The 14139-nt window shown below is 43.1% G+C and carries 17 protein-coding genes; all 17 read right to left on the reverse strand.

The window, feature by feature from the left end:
- Positions 1-35: 35 nt before the first annotated feature.
- The 17 genes from Q0R52_RS25130 to Q0R52_RS25210 all read right to left on the reverse strand — a co-directional run bounded on the left by Q0R52_RS25130 (position 36) and on the right by Q0R52_RS25210 (position 13851).
- Positions 36-533, reverse strand: a complete 498-nt coding sequence (locus tag Q0R52_RS25130) for an NADH-quinone oxidoreductase subunit I (RefSeq protein WP_252788694.1) — start codon at positions 531-533, stop codon at positions 36-38.
- A gap of 12 nt (positions 534-545) precedes the next feature.
- Positions 546-1574: an NADH-quinone oxidoreductase subunit NuoH gene (nuoH, locus tag Q0R52_RS25135; RefSeq protein WP_295800235.1), complete on the reverse strand. Its 1029-nt coding sequence runs from the start codon at positions 1572-1574 to the stop codon at positions 546-548.
- Entirely contained in the window at positions 1574-2575 is a 1002-nt protein-coding gene (locus Q0R52_RS25140; RefSeq protein WP_295800238.1) for a 2Fe-2S iron-sulfur cluster-binding protein, read from the reverse strand. Before Q0R52_RS25140 ends, nuoH begins: the two co-directional genes overlap by 1 nt.
- 128 nt (positions 2576-2703) lie before the next feature.
- Positions 2704-4068 (reverse strand): NADH-quinone oxidoreductase subunit NuoF, encoded by a 1365-nt coding sequence (nuoF, locus tag Q0R52_RS25145; RefSeq protein ID WP_252788697.1) that lies wholly within the window; start codon positions 4066-4068, stop codon positions 2704-2706.
- 7 nt (positions 4069-4075) lie between these two features.
- Positions 4076-4255, reverse strand: a complete 180-nt coding sequence (locus Q0R52_RS25150) for a hypothetical protein (protein WP_252788698.1) — start codon at positions 4253-4255, stop codon at positions 4076-4078.
- Positions 4256-4780 carry an NAD(P)H-dependent oxidoreductase subunit E gene (locus Q0R52_RS25155; RefSeq protein WP_295800243.1) on the reverse strand — a complete coding sequence of 175 codons (525 nt, stop codon included), beginning with the start codon at positions 4778-4780 and terminating at the stop codon, positions 4256-4258.
- Positions 4773-5984: an NADH-quinone oxidoreductase subunit D gene (locus tag Q0R52_RS25160; RefSeq protein WP_295800246.1), complete on the reverse strand. Its 1212-nt coding sequence runs from the start codon at positions 5982-5984 to the stop codon at positions 4773-4775. Before Q0R52_RS25160 ends, Q0R52_RS25155 begins: the two co-directional genes overlap by 8 nt.
- A 5-nt stretch (positions 5985-5989) precedes the next feature.
- Entirely contained in the window at positions 5990-6493 is a 504-nt protein-coding gene (locus tag Q0R52_RS25165) for an NADH-quinone oxidoreductase subunit C (RefSeq protein WP_295800248.1), read from the reverse strand.
- Positions 6493-7035: an NADH-quinone oxidoreductase subunit B gene (locus Q0R52_RS25170; protein ID WP_252788702.1), complete on the reverse strand. Its 543-nt coding sequence runs from the start codon at positions 7033-7035 to the stop codon at positions 6493-6495. The genes Q0R52_RS25165 and Q0R52_RS25170 overlap by 1 nt, the downstream gene beginning before the upstream one ends.
- A 292-nt stretch (positions 7036-7327) precedes the next feature.
- Entirely contained in the window at positions 7328-7699 is a 372-nt protein-coding gene (locus tag Q0R52_RS25175; RefSeq protein ID WP_295800252.1) for an NADH-quinone oxidoreductase subunit A, read from the reverse strand.
- A gap of 80 nt (positions 7700-7779) precedes the next feature.
- Entirely contained in the window at positions 7780-9519 is a 1740-nt protein-coding gene (locus tag Q0R52_RS25180; RefSeq protein WP_295800256.1) for a tetratricopeptide repeat protein, read from the reverse strand.
- Between the two features lie 238 nt (positions 9520-9757).
- Positions 9758-10666: a substrate-binding domain-containing protein gene (locus tag Q0R52_RS25185; protein ID WP_295800259.1), complete on the reverse strand. Its 909-nt coding sequence runs from the start codon at positions 10664-10666 to the stop codon at positions 9758-9760.
- Positions 10656-10883, reverse strand: a complete 228-nt coding sequence (locus Q0R52_RS25190; protein ID WP_252788706.1) for a hypothetical protein — start codon at positions 10881-10883, stop codon at positions 10656-10658. Before Q0R52_RS25190 ends, Q0R52_RS25185 begins: the two co-directional genes overlap by 11 nt.
- Before the next feature lie 14 nt (positions 10884-10897).
- Complete coding sequence (locus tag Q0R52_RS25195; protein ID WP_295800262.1) at positions 10898-11713, reverse strand: energy transducer TonB; 816 nt, start codon at positions 11711-11713, stop codon at positions 10898-10900.
- Between the two features lie 47 nt (positions 11714-11760).
- Positions 11761-12300, reverse strand: coding sequence for a biopolymer transporter ExbD (locus Q0R52_RS25200; RefSeq protein ID WP_295800264.1), 540 nt, complete (start codon positions 12298-12300; stop codon positions 11761-11763).
- Between the two features lie 3 nt (positions 12301-12303).
- Complete coding sequence (locus Q0R52_RS25205; RefSeq protein ID WP_295800267.1) at positions 12304-12927, reverse strand: biopolymer transporter ExbD; 624 nt, start codon at positions 12925-12927, stop codon at positions 12304-12306.
- Between the two features lie 93 nt (positions 12928-13020).
- Positions 13021-13851, reverse strand: a complete 831-nt coding sequence (locus tag Q0R52_RS25210; protein WP_295800270.1) for a MotA/TolQ/ExbB proton channel family protein — start codon at positions 13849-13851, stop codon at positions 13021-13023.
- Positions 13852-14139 lie beyond the last annotated feature (288 nt).

Consider the following 14139-nt stretch of genomic DNA (forward strand, 5'->3'; position numbering starts at 1 on the left):
CCTTTAAAAGAGCTGGGCAAAGGTATAAAACTTCTTTATTGATTTAAGGGAGCTTCTACTAATTTGTCTTTACCGTAAATAAAATCTTTCCTTAAATAATCCGACTCAACGTGCGGGCCATCCAAATAAATGGCTTCCTTGGGGCATGCTTCCTCACACAGTCCGCAAAAAATACAGCGCAGCATGTTTATCTCGTAAACAGCAGCATATTTTTCTTCGCGGTATAAATGCTCCTCGCCTTTCTGGCGCTCAGCAGCAATCATCGTAATTGCTTCAGCAGGGCATGATAATGCGCACAGGCCGCAGGCAGTGCAACGTTCCTTCCCGTTTTCATCGCGTTTAAGCGAGTGTAAACCGCGGAAATTTTCAGAATACTCGCGTTTTTCTTCCGGGTAGCTAATGGTTACCGGCTTTTTGAAAAAGTGCTTCATGGTAATTGCAAGCCCCTGCGCAATTGCAGGCAGGTAAGCACGCTCCAAAAAATTGAGCGGCTTCGACTCAAGCACCTTTTTTCTATTAGTTAATGATTCCATCTCTGCGTTCAATTAAAAAAATGTTATCCATAACCCGGTAACAATAATATTGGCAATTGCCAGTGGTATAAGTACTTTCCAGCCCAAATCCATCAACTGATCGTAACGGAAACGGGGGATAGTCCACCTTACCCACATAAAAAAGAAAATAAACAAAAATATCTTGGCGAATAACACCGCGGTACCAATCAACGGACCAATTGTAGGGCCGGTATGTGCCAGCACCCAATCCATCCCCGGGTAGTTATAACCGCCCCAATACAAGGTAGCCATTACCGCCGATGAAATAAACATGTTGATATACTCGGCAAACAGGTAAAAACCCAGTTTCATCGATGAATACTCGGTATGATAACCGCCTACCAGCTCTGTTTCGCACTCGGGTAAGTCAAACGGCGTACGGTTGGTTTCAGCAAAGGCACACACTATAAATAGTATAAAGCCAACCGGTTGGTAGAGTACGTTCCAGTGCCAGCCATGTTGCATTGCCGCAATTTCCTTTAAGCTTAATGTGCCGGTTACCATCAGCAATGCGATGATAGAAAGACCCATCGAAATTTCGTAGCTTATGTTTTGTGATGCTGCGCGGATAGCGCCCAACAACGAATATTTATTGTTTGACGCCCAGCCGCCTATCATTACACCATATACACCCAGCGATACAACGCCGAAAATGTACAGAATACCTACGTTTATATCAGTTACCTGTAAATCGAATGTGTGGCCGCCCATGGTCACCGTTTGCCCCCAGGGGATTACTGCGGAACCTATACAAGCCGTCAGGATCGCCAGCGATGGGCCCGCGATAAACAGGAACGGGCTGGCATTAGTTGGAATAATTTCTTCTTTTAAAAACATTTTGCCACCGTCGGCCAGCGGCTGTAAAATACCCCATGGACCTGCACGGTTAGGGCCTATCCTATCCTGGAAAAACGCCGCTATTTTACGTTCGGCATAGGTAGAATACATGGCAATAACCAAACTGATAAGGAAAATAATCACTATCAGTACCAATTTAATTACTATATCTGCTAGTCCCATTATAAGCGTGTGTCTCGTTCAAATTGTTCTTTATTCGCCTCAATTAGTACCGGGTTTGTCTTAACAACCGGCAGTGGCACAAAATCGTAATGATTGGCGTTGATAACCGATTTATTAGATATGTGGCGCGGGCCGTCAATCACCCAATCAGAAGTTTTCTTTTTATCAAAGCGGCAGGTATTGCAAATAAATTCTTCTACCTCGCCGTACTGGTCCTTACGGGCAGTTACGCGCAAAACCTCTTCGCCTTTATACCAAAGCGTAACTTTACCATTACAACCCGGATGGTCGCAATCGCGGTGGGCATCAACAGGTTTGGTAAACCAAACGCGATTTTTAAAGCGGAAAGTTTTATCGGTAAGCGCACCTACAGGGCACACATCAATTACGTTTCCTGAAAAATCGTTATCAACAGCAGCTTGTATGTAAGTAGATATCTCCGAATGGTCGCCGCGGTTTAATATACCATGTATGCGGTGGTCTGTAATCTGGTCGGCAGTAAATACGCAGCGGTAGCACAGTATGCAGCGCGTCATGTGCAGCTGTATTTTATCGCCGATATCAATTTTTTCAAACGTGCGGCGGTCAAATTCGTAGCGTGTTTTAGCAGCGCCGTGCTCAAAGCCAAGATTTTGCAGATCGCACTCGCCGGCCTGGTCGCAAATAGGGCAATCAAGCGGGTGGTTTAGCAGCAGTATTTCAACAATACCTTTACGAGCTTCGATAACCTCTGGCGATGTAATGTTTTGTACCTCCATACCGTCCATTACCGTAGTACGGCATGAAGCTACCAGTTTTGGCATAGGGCGAGGGTCTTTTTCAGAGCCTTTGCTTACCTTTACCAAACAGGTGCGGCATTTACCACCGCTGTCTTTCAGCTTCGAATAATAGCACATAGCAGGCGGAACGATATCGCCACCTATCTGCCTTGCGGCATTAAGTATGGTTGTTCCCGGTTCTACATCAATGGCAATGCCATCTATTGTTACTTTCATTGACATTTATATAACGTCCTTTTATATTTTAGGATTTGCATCCTTAATTGTTCATTTTGTATCAGTTGCTGACTTAGCTACCCGCCCTGTACAGTTCGCGGTTGCTTCGTTCCCCGCAATGACAAACAGGGGGCTTACGCTACCGTCTCTTCCTTCTTGGGTAACGGATCAGCGTAATGTGCCAAACCAAAATTTCTTGTTACCGCTTCTGCGCCATTGGTTACATGCCATTCAAACTCATCCCTGAAGTGGCGTATGGCGCTGGCCACCGGCCATGCTGCTGCATCACCCAGCGGACAAATAGTGTTGCCTTCAATCTTCTTCGATACATCAACCAAAAGGTCCATATCGCTCAATTTGCCATGGCCATGCTCCAAACGGTGCAATACCTTCTCCATCCAACCGGTACCCTCGCGACATGGCGAACATTGTCCGCAGCTTTCATGGTGGTAAAAACGGGTAAAGTTCCAGGTGTTGCGCACAATGCACTGGTCTTCGTCGTAAGCTATAAAGCCACCTGAACCAAGCATGGTACCGCTAACAAAACCGCCATCGGCTAATGATTCGTAGCTCATCAGGCGGGGTTCGTTATTAATTGTCTTTAAAAACAAATTGGCCGGTAAAATTGGTACGGACGAACCACCTGCCACAACGGCTTTCAGGCGTTTGCCGTTGGCTATGCCACCGCAGTACTCATCACTGTATAAAAACTCTTCAACCGGCAGGCCAAGGTCAATTTCGTATACACCGGGGTTCTTTACATTACCACCAGCCGAAATCAGCTTAGTGCCTGTGCTGCGGCCTATACCTATTTTAGCATATTCTTCACCGCCTTCATTAATGATCGGCACAACAGCTGCAATCGACTCCACATTGTTTACCACCGTAGGGCAGCCATATAAACCTGCAATAGCCGGGAATGGCGGTTTTATGCGCGGATTGCCGCGTTTACCTTCCAGCGACTCCAGCAATGCGGTTTCTTCGCCGCAGATGTAAGCGCCGCCGCCGGGTTGTACATAAAGTTCGAGGTCGTACCCTGTGCCTAATATGTTTTTTCCTAAAAATCCTTTGTTTTTTGCTTCGGCAATGGCCTTTTCCAGTATCCGTATCTGCGGCATCATTTCGCCGCGAACGTATATGTATGATGTTTTTGCACCCAACGCAAAGCTGGCAACTATCATCCCCTCAATTAGTAAGTGAGGTATGTAAGTCATCAGGTAACGGTCCTTAAAAGTTCCGGGCTCCGACTCATCGGCGTTGCAAACCAGGTAACGGGCAACGCCTTCGGGCTTGGCCAAAAAACTCCACTTCATCCCGGTTGGGAAACCTGCACCGCCACGACCACGCAAGCCCGATTTCTTAACTTCTTCAACAATTTCGTCGGGCGACATTGTTTTCAAAGCCTTTTCAACCGAAGCATAGCCGCCGTTTGCACGGTAAACATCAAAAGTGTTGATGCCCGGTACGTTTATATTCGTTAAAAGTAATTTGCGTGCCATCTACTGCTTAATATATCCTTTTGGTATGCCTGTAAAAATTTATATGCCTGATGATGCAGCTTGCAAAGGCCGCCCCCACCAGGATTTTTAATAATACCGGAGTTTTGTCGAACCCATCGTTGTTATATCCTATAACAGTTACGGTGGCAACAAATAATAAATCCGTTATTAATAAAACTTTGTTCATTTAATTACGTGCCTTAACTTTTAAATCTGCAATTAACGCGTCAACCGACTGGTTGGTTAAATTTTCATAAAAAGTATATTCGGGCCCTATTTGTAACACCGGTCCGTAACCGCAGGCGGCAAGGCATTCCACGCCGCGCCAGCTAAACAGGCCGTCAGGGGTAACTTCACCTTCTTTTACACCCAGTGTTTGTTCAATATGGTCCATTATTTTTTCGGCGCCTACAATACCGCAGGGGCCGGTGCGGCAAACCTCCAACACGTATTTGCCCTGCGGGCGCATAAAATACATGCTGTAAAAAGTGGCCACTTCGTAAACCTCAATATCCTGTATTTTCAGGTATTCGGCAACCTTATCCATCGCCTTTGAGCTTAGCCAGCCATATTCGGCTTGCACAAGGTGCAAAATAGGTAACAATGCCGATTTTTGCTTTCCTGAGGGATAGCGGCTTACTATATCATCAAACTGTTTTACCAGCTCGGGGCTAAAGGTAACCTCCTGCTGTTGTTCGTCAACTCTAAGCATCTAACTCTCCGGCTATAACGTTTAAACTACTCATGTTAATAATTGCATCACTCAATAACATCCCCCGGCTCATTGGCGCGTACATCTGGTAATTGATAAAGCTTGGCCTGCGGAAATGCAGCCTGTATGGCGACCTGCCGCCATCGTTCACCAAATAGAACCCTAACTCGCCATTTGCACCCTCAACCGAATGATAAACCTCGGTAGTTGGGGTCGGCACCTCGCCCATCACTATTTTAAAGTGATAAATAAGGGCTTCCATGTTATTGTAAACTTCCTCTTTTGGCGGAAGGTAAAAATCAGGTACATCGGCGTGGAAAATATCGGTCGGCTCTTTTTCAAGCTTGGCCAGCGCCTGCTCAATTATGCGCAGACTTTGCCACATCTCTTCATTACGCACCAAAAAGCGGTTGTAAACATCGCCATTGGTGCCAACAGGTACTTCAAATTCAAAATCTTCGTATGAAGAGTAAGGGTTCATCGCCCTCACGTCGTAATCGACACCTGTTGCACGCAGTATCGGGCCGCTCCAGCTGTAGCTTAACGCGTCTTCGGCAGTAACTGCAGCTACGTCACGGGTACGATCAACGAATATCCTGTTACGGTTAAACAGAGATTCGAATTCTTTTAATGTCTTTGGGAAAGTCTTTAAAAACTTGCGTAGCTTATCAAACGCGATGGTATTGAAATTGCGCTCAAATCCGCCGATACGGCCGATATTTGTTGTTAAGCGCGAGCCGCAAACTTCTTCATAAATTTCGTAAATAGCTTCGCGGTGCTCCATCATATACAGGAAACCCGTGAAAGCGCCGGTATCAACACCCAATACGCCATTGCAAACAATGTGGTCGCTTATGCGGGCCAGTTCCATAACAATAACACGCAGGTAATCCACACGTTTTGGCATCTCGATACCCAATAGCTTTTCAACTGTCATGTGCCAGCCCATGTTGTTTATGGGCGATGAGCAGTAGTTCAGCCTGTCGGTTAGCGGGGTTATCTGGTAAAAGGGCCGGTGTTCGGCAATTTTTTCGAAGGCGCGGTGTATGTAGCCTATGGTTGAAACGCCGCTTACGATGCGCTCGCCATCCAACTGCAGCACATTCTGGAAAACACCATGTGTTGCCGGGTGCGTTGGCCCCAAATTCAGGGTCGACAGCTCATTTTGCGGGTCGTTATCTGTATATACCGGATGGTTTTGCATCTCTGTTATCTTCCAAAAAAGTAATCTTTCTTATCAACACGGTTCGGGTCTTCCAGCGGAAATTCTTTTCGCATCGGGAAGGCCGTCATGTCGTCAACATTCAATATCCTGCGTAAATCAGGATGGCCGTCAAATATCACCCCAAAAAAGTCATATGTTTCGCGTTCCATCCAGTTGGCACCATTCCAAAGTTCGGTAGCCGTTGGCATGTGCACATCGCCATCGGTCATGAATACCTTAAGACGGATGCGTACATTGTTAACCAGGCTGTGCAAATGGTATATTACGCCTATTTGCTTTTCCTGTTCCGGATAGTGTATAGCGGTTATATCAGTTAAGTATATAAACTGAAGAGCAGCGTCATTTTTTAAATAAGATAAAATGGCAATAATGTTGTCTTTGCCTGTTTCCAGGGTAAGCAAACCAAAAGGTTCGCCAACTAAGGTCAACTGCTCCGGGAACTCCGCGTTTAATTTATTTAAAAGCTCTTCGTTTGAAAATTTGCCCATTATTGTATTCCGTATGAAGCTAATAGTTTTTGGTATTGCGGCTCATTTCTGCGGCGCAGTGTTTCGGTTTGTACCAGTTTCTGGATTGCCATAAAGCCATCAATAATAGCTTCGGGACGTGGCGGGCATCCGGGCACGTAAACGTCAACCGGGATCACCTCATCAATACCCTGCAAAACCGAATAGGTATCAAAAATACCACCGCTTGAAGCACAGGCGCCAACGGCCATTACCCAACGGGGCTCGGCCATTTGCAAATATACCTGCCTTAAAACAGGGCCCATTTTTTTGGATATAGTGCCCATAACCATCAGCAGGTCGGCCTGGCGCGGCGAAAAGCTCAAACGCTCGGCGCCGAAACGAGAAAGGTCATAGTGCGAAGCCATGGTGGCCATAAATTCAATGCCGCAGCACGAAGTGGCAAACGGCAGTGGCCATAATGAATTTGAACGCGCTAAACCTATTGCTTTATCAAGCGAGGTGGCAAAAAAACCTGCACCTTCTACGCCTGCGGGGGCATCAACTAATTGAATATCACTCATGATGTATTTGATACAAAAACCCTTCCATTTTTACTCCGTAATTTCAAACCTATTGCAACGCTTGTGAGCTTATAACAGATTGTATACTGCCGGTAAAAAAGTTTGACAAATTTACAACAATTTATAATGTAAGAGATACACTATGCAATAAGGTGAATATATTTAGAATTATTCCAAATAGTCATTTGTCATTTCGCTTCGCTGTCATTTGTCATTGGTAAAGCAAACGATTTTATGACTAGCTCCACTTTATCTTTCGGTCTTTTCAGACTTCAGACTTCCGACTTCAGACTTAATCCCAATCCAGCGCGCCTTTTTTAATAACGTAGAAAAAGCCCAACAGCAGCGTACCCATAAAGATAAACATCTCTATCATGCCGGTTTTGCCAAGATCTTTAAAATTTACTGCCCAGGGGTACATAAATATTACTTCCACATCAAACAGCACAAAGAGGATGGCCACCAGGAAATATTTAATTGAAATTGGCGTGCGTGCGTTACCAATAACCTCGATACCCGACTCAAACGGGGTAAGCTTATCCTTGGTAGCCCGTTTTGGGCCAATTTTATGGGTTATAAACATGATGGTAACCACAAAACCTAAAGCTACCAGCATTTGAAAAATGATGGGCAAATAATTAACGGGCAAACTTTGTACTTCCATGGTGCAAATATACAAATGGTTATATAATAAAAAAGCCTCCCGGTAAATCGGAAGGCTTTCTTTTATTATTGAATAATTACTTATTTGCTTTTGCCGCCGGTTTTCTTGGTAGCAAAGTAATATTTTACCTGAGGGTTTTCAGGGTCGAACGTTTGCGCCTTAGTGTACAAATCAAGCGCCTTTGCCGAGTCCTTTTCTTTATTTTCCGCATAATTACCTAAATATGCAAGAGCAACACCCATTGATGTCTTTTCATCATCCTTAAGCGGTGTCGTTTTTGCAGTAATTAACTGAACATACTGCTCAAAAAACGGCTTAGCTAAACCTTTAATATTATTTCTATCGCCGTCTTCAAAGTCTTTAACATTGGCGTGGAAGTATAAAATTTGCGCATTAGGCTTTGCACCTAGTTTACGTTCAACATAACTAAACGCAGTGTCGGCTTTGGCAAGAATTGTCGTATCAGGCTTTATAGTTTTATCTGTCTGTTGTTTAATAAGCTGGCCTTTGTAAACCTGGTAATAGCTGAAAGCTTCTTTGAAGTGGTCGTTAAGTTGCGCGTTTCTTGATCTTTCAGTAAATGTCTTTAAGGCTTGGGCCGCGTCTGCATAGTTGTGCAAATTATACAAAGTGGTGCCAATTTCACCATAAATATCCACGTTACTGGTATCGACAGTTAAGGCAGTGCGCAACGTTTGAACGCCTACAGAATCTTTTTTCTGTAATATTTGTGAACGCCCTAAATACAAATAATCATTTGGAAGCAAACGTTTTGCATCAGCTTCTTTTATCCATTTCGTCAATGCCGACTCAGCAGCAGGATAATCCTTATTTTCAAAAGCCGCGTAACCCAAATAACGGTAAGCTCTTAAATTACTTTTCGCTGATGCAGATAAATCAGTAGCAACTTTCTGCAATTGCACGTAATCTTTTGTTCGTACCAAAAAGTCAGCATAACGCATCTGCGATTCAACCGAGTAATCAGTAAGGCTGATGTATTTTTTGTATTGCTCAGCCGCATCTTTTACCAACGCATCGTATTTCGTTGGGTCTTTTGGCGACTCACGTAAATCGGTTTCAGCCCATTCGCGGTAAGCGGGACCGTAGTTAGGGTCGATAGCTAAAGCAGCTTTAAACTGGTCTTTCGATCCGTCAAAGTTATCAGCATATTGCCATAACACGCCCAGTGCCACGTTTGCAGCAGCCGATTTCTCCATCGCCAACGCACCACTATAGCTGGTATAAGCATCATTGCTTTTTAATTGTGAGCGATATGCATCGCCCATTGCGATAAGTATTTCGGCGTCTTTCGGATTAACCGCTTTGCCTTTGGTTAGAACTGCGATAGCTGCGTCAGCATCAGCAGGTGTTATTTTCGACCCGTTAATTCCTTTACTGCTGCCGTTAACCGGTAATAAATAGCTTAAACCAATGTATAAATATGGCTTGCTGTTTTTACCTGCTACGGCAATAGCCTGGTTAAAGTTATTGGTAGCAGTTGCATTATCTTTTTCGATATGGGCCACGGCACCAATACCAACCATGTTTAATGGCGATTTTGAGTTTATGGCTAAACCTTTGTTAAATATGGCCTTCGCCGAGTCGGCGTAGTCCTGCTTGATGTATACCCAACCCAGGTAAAAGTAGTTTTCGTCTTTGTCGGCCTGTGTGGTTGTCAGGTTTTTAAGCATCGACTTTGCTTTCTGATACTGCTCGGCATCGATAGCCTTTTTTGCATCGGCTAAACTCTGTGCAAATACCGATGACCCCAAAAACATCAAACCCAGCCCTGCTCCGGCTATCTTACTGATCATTTTCATTTTGCGTTAAATTTTTTTAAAGACAGTGGTATTAAAAATGAACAGCTAATTTAAAATAAAGCCGTCATAAATATCCCACCGGATTAATAATTTATTTTAGTTATTTATAGTTTGCCACGCCTTAAAGCGTGATTTAGTTAGTTACGTAAGCTTGCTACAGCAATGTTGCATTTACAATAATATAAATTTTTGACTAAAAATCAACAAACAAGTTTAAACAAGTTTGTACAATATTATATCACTGTACTATTTTCTTCACGATGTTGACCTCCCTGCCGGGAATATCAAACGGTAAAAGTCCCGATTTAAGAATAATGCGCTGCCCGCGGTCGCCGGCAATAAACGCTGCAAATTCCATACCTAATCCCATTTTGCCCGTAAAATTTAAAATATATAATTTACGGGTAAGCGGGTATTGTTTTAATGCAAGGGACTCCTGCGAAGGCAAAAAGTATTGGCCCGAAGGCTTGCTGTCATCCTTCACCGATACAATTTTAACCTTATTTACCGCGTCTTCGTAGTCTTTCTCTGGGTCATTGAGCCAGCTAAAACCGGTAATACCTATAGCATTGGGGTGCGTGCTAACGTATTGTACAACTTCCTTGTTTGATTTTAGCGAGTAAATATTTTTCTGTTTAAATTCCTTAGTACCCGAAAATTCTTTTAAATAACGTACCAAACCAGAGTTCGGGTTATCAAAAACGATGTCTTTATCGGTTTTAGTATCCCCGGTAAGCATCTTTTTTATCTCGCTTACAGTAATAGTGGTATCGTTGGAGGCCTGGTTAACAATCAATGCGATGGCATCTATTGCAAAACAGTTAACGATCAGGCTTATATTTTTTGATTTAAGTACCTTGTTTTCTTCAGCAGTCATCTCACGCGACATCAAAAGCACCCTTGCACTGTCGGCAAATAACATATTTACGGCGTTGTTCTCGGGCGCATAAATAACCTTTGGGTGGCCATCTTTGTAAAGCGCGCCATAAACGTAAAGTTCCTGGTCAACAATCGGCTTTAACGATTCATCAACCACAAATATCTTTGAGCGGTCAACACCGCTAACAGTTTTAACCTTGTGTTCGCAGCTTGCAAACAGGGCAAGCCATGCAGCGCCGGCGGTTATAATTTTTAAACTATATTTCATCGGGCTTCTTTTTTATCAAACGCGAAAAACGTAAAACTCCGTAGCCTACCAGTACCAGGCCGAAAACTATGCGTTGTGTTTTGGATAGATTGGGTAACATGGCGTCCCAAAACATCACCATCATGGCTAATGTTATTACACAAACAAACCCCAACACGCCTAAAATAAGCAAAAACCGCCTTGCGGGCGATTTTTGCTCGTTATTGTTAAATAACATCTAATACTTATTTTTTATTCAGAAAGTGCAAACGAAATTGGCACGCTGTAAGCAACACGAACCGGACGTCCGTTTTGAATACCTGGGCTCCATTTTGGTGAAGCTTTAATTACGCGGGCAGCTTCCTCATCGCAACCATCGCCAATACCACGGGTTACGTGTATATCAGTCAATGAGCCATCGCGCTCGCAAACAAAGCTTACTATAACTTTACCTTGTGTACCGTTTTCTCTTGCTACTGCCGGGTATCTCATAGTTTTCTGCAGGTAAGCATAAAACTTCTCCATACCACCCGGGAATACCGGAACCTGTTCAACCGAGGTAAAGATCTTATTAGGGTCTTCCTCTGTTACTTTGGTATCAGACGTACCAACAGGCTCGTCAATAACCACATCGGCGTTTTTGTCGCCTTTCAGGTTCTTTTGGCCAGGGTCGGCAACCTTCAATTCTTCAATTGTAGGTGGTTTTTCTTTTACCTCAACGTCAGGTTTTACAATCGGAGGCGGGAATTTAACCTGGTCAACCTTTGGTTTAGGCGGCTCAGGCGGAGGTGGCGGAGGTGGTTTTTTCAAATCCACTGGCGGTGGCGAAAGCACCACGTTGGTAATCTTGATCTTCTCTTTACCCTTTGGTATAAAGCCGGAGATCATGTCGATAATTGTATTTGCAGATATAGCCACAACAAACACGATGATACCAATAATTAAAGCTTTAGCGGTATTTCTACCGTTGTCTTTCCTTAGTTCGTATGCACCATAAGCTTTGTTGCGATCTGTAAAAACAGTATCAATCCATTTCTGGTCTAATATGTCTAATTTCGATCCAAACATTTTTTTTGGCTTTAATATTAATTAACGTTCAAGTAATACATTTATTACTAGTAATTTCCCTGTGATTTAAGTGCTTCAACCTCTATTGGTAATATCTTAACAATAGCGTATGATTTCACAGCGGTTATGCTCATTTCGTCGAGCGTAGCCACCAGGTTTTCGTAAGTTGATTTGTCGCTTGGCTTAATCAAAACGATCATAAAATTGTCAGGTGCTGCGTGTGTTGAAGCAACCTGGTTTCCGTTATCAATTAAGGCTTTGCGCAAGCCATTAGGGCCGTATCCATCAACAGTAGGTGCTGATTTTCCCGGTAAGCCCATGTACCATTCAACTTTATTGTGGGCGCCTAACAAAATAGTCATCGTACGTGATTCGGCAACAGGTAACTGGTTTTTAATAACCGAGTTATCTGGCATTGCCAAATTCATCGCCTTTGGCTTGTTAAGCGTAGTGGTAAACATAAAGAATGTGATCAATAAGAAAGCCAGATCCACCATCGCGGTTAAATCCACGCGCGTTGATGCCTTTTTGCTTCTTACCTTCCCGCCTTTATGCTTACCCCCGCCGGAGGTATCTAATTCTGCCATTTTCTAGTGTCTTTTAGGTGCCGCTTTAAGCGTCGTAATTAAATCAAATTTAAAAAGTTTCTGGTGTCCTAATACGGATATAACCGTATTAACGGACGGGTATTCTTCCAACCTGTCACCCTTTATAGCTATGCTGAAATCTTTACCGTGCAGTGCCTTATCGGCCTGGCGCGCAGTAATTATCCAGTTTGATAGCTCATTGTTTGTGGTTGTATCGGCAGGGATACCTTTTTGTTCGAAATTTTTCATCTGGTCGCTCGGCGTATTTAAAAACTGCTTCATCTGGTTCATCGGTACGCCGAAGATCTCAGTATTGGCAAATTTATTTATTTCGGCCGGGGTGAATGATACACCAGATCTCTCACCCATTGTTTTTAATGCTTCCTGGCGTACATCGTTACCGCTAAATCCGAGGAATATTTTACCTCCCTTACCTATCGATATCGTTAAAACGTTATCATCCGGTATCGTCACTTCTTTGGATGAGGGCGGGACTTCAGCTTTTGAAGGGTCCTCAACCTTTGGTTTTGCCGTTAATATGAAAAAGGTGAGCAATAGGAAAGCCACATCACACATGGCTGTCATATCTATTGCCGTGCTTTTTCGGGCAACTTTTACTCTGGGCATAATTTTAATTTTTTTAGTGTAAGTGTATAAATTGATTATACTATCCCCGGCCGCTTTTGGCGCCCGGGGTAAAACTAAGCAACAGCGTGTTGTTTATTTATTGTGTGATGCAGCAAATGTTTGAACTATGCTAAAACCAGTTTCGTCAATAGCATAAGTAAGGTTGTCAATTTTTGATGTAAACACGTTATACATGATAATTGATAACGCTGATGTACTGATACCTAACGCGGTGTTAACCAATGCTTCAGAAATTGATGCAGAAAGTGCAGTTTGGTTAGTTGCACCGGCAGCAGCCAACTCACCGAAGGCCTTGATCATACCGAATACTGTACCTAACAAACCCGATAGTGTACCGATAGATACAAGGGTTGCTATGATAGTTAAGTTTTGCTCAAGCATCGGCATTTCCAAAGCAGTCGCTTCTTCAATGTCTTTCTGGATAGCTAATGATTTCTGGTCAACGGTCAGGTTAGGATCCGCTTCCATTTCTTTGTATTTTTTCAAACCTGATTTGATCACGTTAGCAACCGAACCTTTTTGTTTGTCGCACTCCTGTACAGCACCATCAATGTTGCCTGCATTAAGGGCAGCAGTTACTTTACGTACAAAAGCATCAACGTTGCCGGTGCCCGAAGCTTTACCGATAACAACAAAACGCTCGATTGAGAAAACGATAACCATTAACAGGTACGACATAATTACCGGTACCAGGTTACCACCTCTGTGAATTTGTCCGAAGAAATCCGGAAGGCCTTTTTCTACGTCGCCGTCAGCATAGTGGCTAGTGTCGCCTAAAATGAATTTGAAGATCAAAATTGCAACCACGATACAAATCGGGATAGTTAAAGTTGCAAACATGCCTGATGAACTTGAGCTTTCTTTTTTAACAGGACTAGTTGGTTTTGTTGGTGCGTTTGCCATTACTTTTTAGTTTTAGTTTTTAGTTTTTAGTTTATGAATATAAGTTTGTTAAATGCAACATTGTAAAGTGAATAACAAAAATAGAATTTAAATGAAATAAAAAAATATTTTATGCTATTCTTTAACAAAATTTAATTTATGCTTTACCTGTTATGAATAATCGGTTGATACATAACGGCAAAAATTAAAAATTGTGTTTTGAACAAATAATATTCTGCAATAAAACCCATTTTTTTTAATAATAGCAAACAATAATGTATAAAAATTATGTTACCGGGCATTAAGTCC

The organism is Mucilaginibacter sp. (genome assembly GCF_025359345.1).
Lineage (GTDB): Bacteria > Bacteroidota > Bacteroidia > Sphingobacteriales > Sphingobacteriaceae > Mucilaginibacter.

Bases quoted from the DNA above. Each gene is read 5' to 3' on its own strand.
- Q0R52_RS25130 (WP_252788694.1), bottom strand. From the start codon at position 533: ATGGAATCATTAACTAATAGAAAAAAGGTGCTTGAGTCGAAGCCGCTC.
- nuoH (WP_295800235.1), bottom strand. From the start codon at position 1,574: ATGGGACTAGCAGATATAGTAATTAAATTGGTACTGATAGTGATTATT.
- Q0R52_RS25140 (WP_295800238.1), bottom strand. From the start codon at position 2,575: ATGTCAATGAAAGTAACAATAGATGGCATTGCCATTGATGTAGAACCG.
- nuoF (WP_252788697.1), bottom strand. From the start codon at position 4,068: ATGGCACGCAAATTACTTTTAACGAATATAAACGTACCGGGCATCAAC.
- Q0R52_RS25150 (WP_252788698.1), bottom strand. From the start codon at position 4,255: ATGAACAAAGTTTTATTAATAACGGATTTATTATTTGTTGCCACCGTA.
- Q0R52_RS25155 (WP_295800243.1), bottom strand. From the start codon at position 4,780: ATGCTTAGAGTTGACGAACAACAGCAGGAGGTTACCTTTAGCCCCGAG.
- Q0R52_RS25160 (WP_295800246.1), bottom strand. From the start codon at position 5,984: ATGCAAAACCATCCGGTATATACAGATAACGACCCGCAAAATGAGCTG.
- Q0R52_RS25165 (WP_295800248.1), bottom strand. From the start codon at position 6,493: ATGGGCAAATTTTCAAACGAAGAGCTTTTAAATAAATTAAACGCGGAG.
- Q0R52_RS25170 (WP_252788702.1), bottom strand. From the start codon at position 7,035: ATGAGTGATATTCAATTAGTTGATGCCCCCGCAGGCGTAGAAGGTGCA.
- Q0R52_RS25175 (WP_295800252.1), bottom strand. From the start codon at position 7,699: ATGGAAGTACAAAGTTTGCCCGTTAATTATTTGCCCATCATTTTTCAA.
- Q0R52_RS25180 (WP_295800256.1), bottom strand. From the start codon at position 9,519: ATGAAAATGATCAGTAAGATAGCCGGAGCAGGGCTGGGTTTGATGTTT.
- Q0R52_RS25185 (WP_295800259.1), bottom strand. From the start codon at position 10,666: ATGAAATATAGTTTAAAAATTATAACCGCCGGCGCTGCATGGCTTGCC.
- Q0R52_RS25190 (WP_252788706.1), bottom strand. From the start codon at position 10,883: ATGTTATTTAACAATAACGAGCAAAAATCGCCCGCAAGGCGGTTTTTG.
- Q0R52_RS25195 (WP_295800262.1), bottom strand. From the start codon at position 11,713: ATGTTTGGATCGAAATTAGACATATTAGACCAGAAATGGATTGATACT.
- Q0R52_RS25200 (WP_295800264.1), bottom strand. From the start codon at position 12,300: ATGGCAGAATTAGATACCTCCGGCGGGGGTAAGCATAAAGGCGGGAAG.
- Q0R52_RS25205 (WP_295800267.1), bottom strand. From the start codon at position 12,927: ATGCCCAGAGTAAAAGTTGCCCGAAAAAGCACGGCAATAGATATGACA.
- Q0R52_RS25210 (WP_295800270.1), bottom strand. From the start codon at position 13,851: ATGGCAAACGCACCAACAAAACCAACTAGTCCTGTTAAAAAAGAAAGC.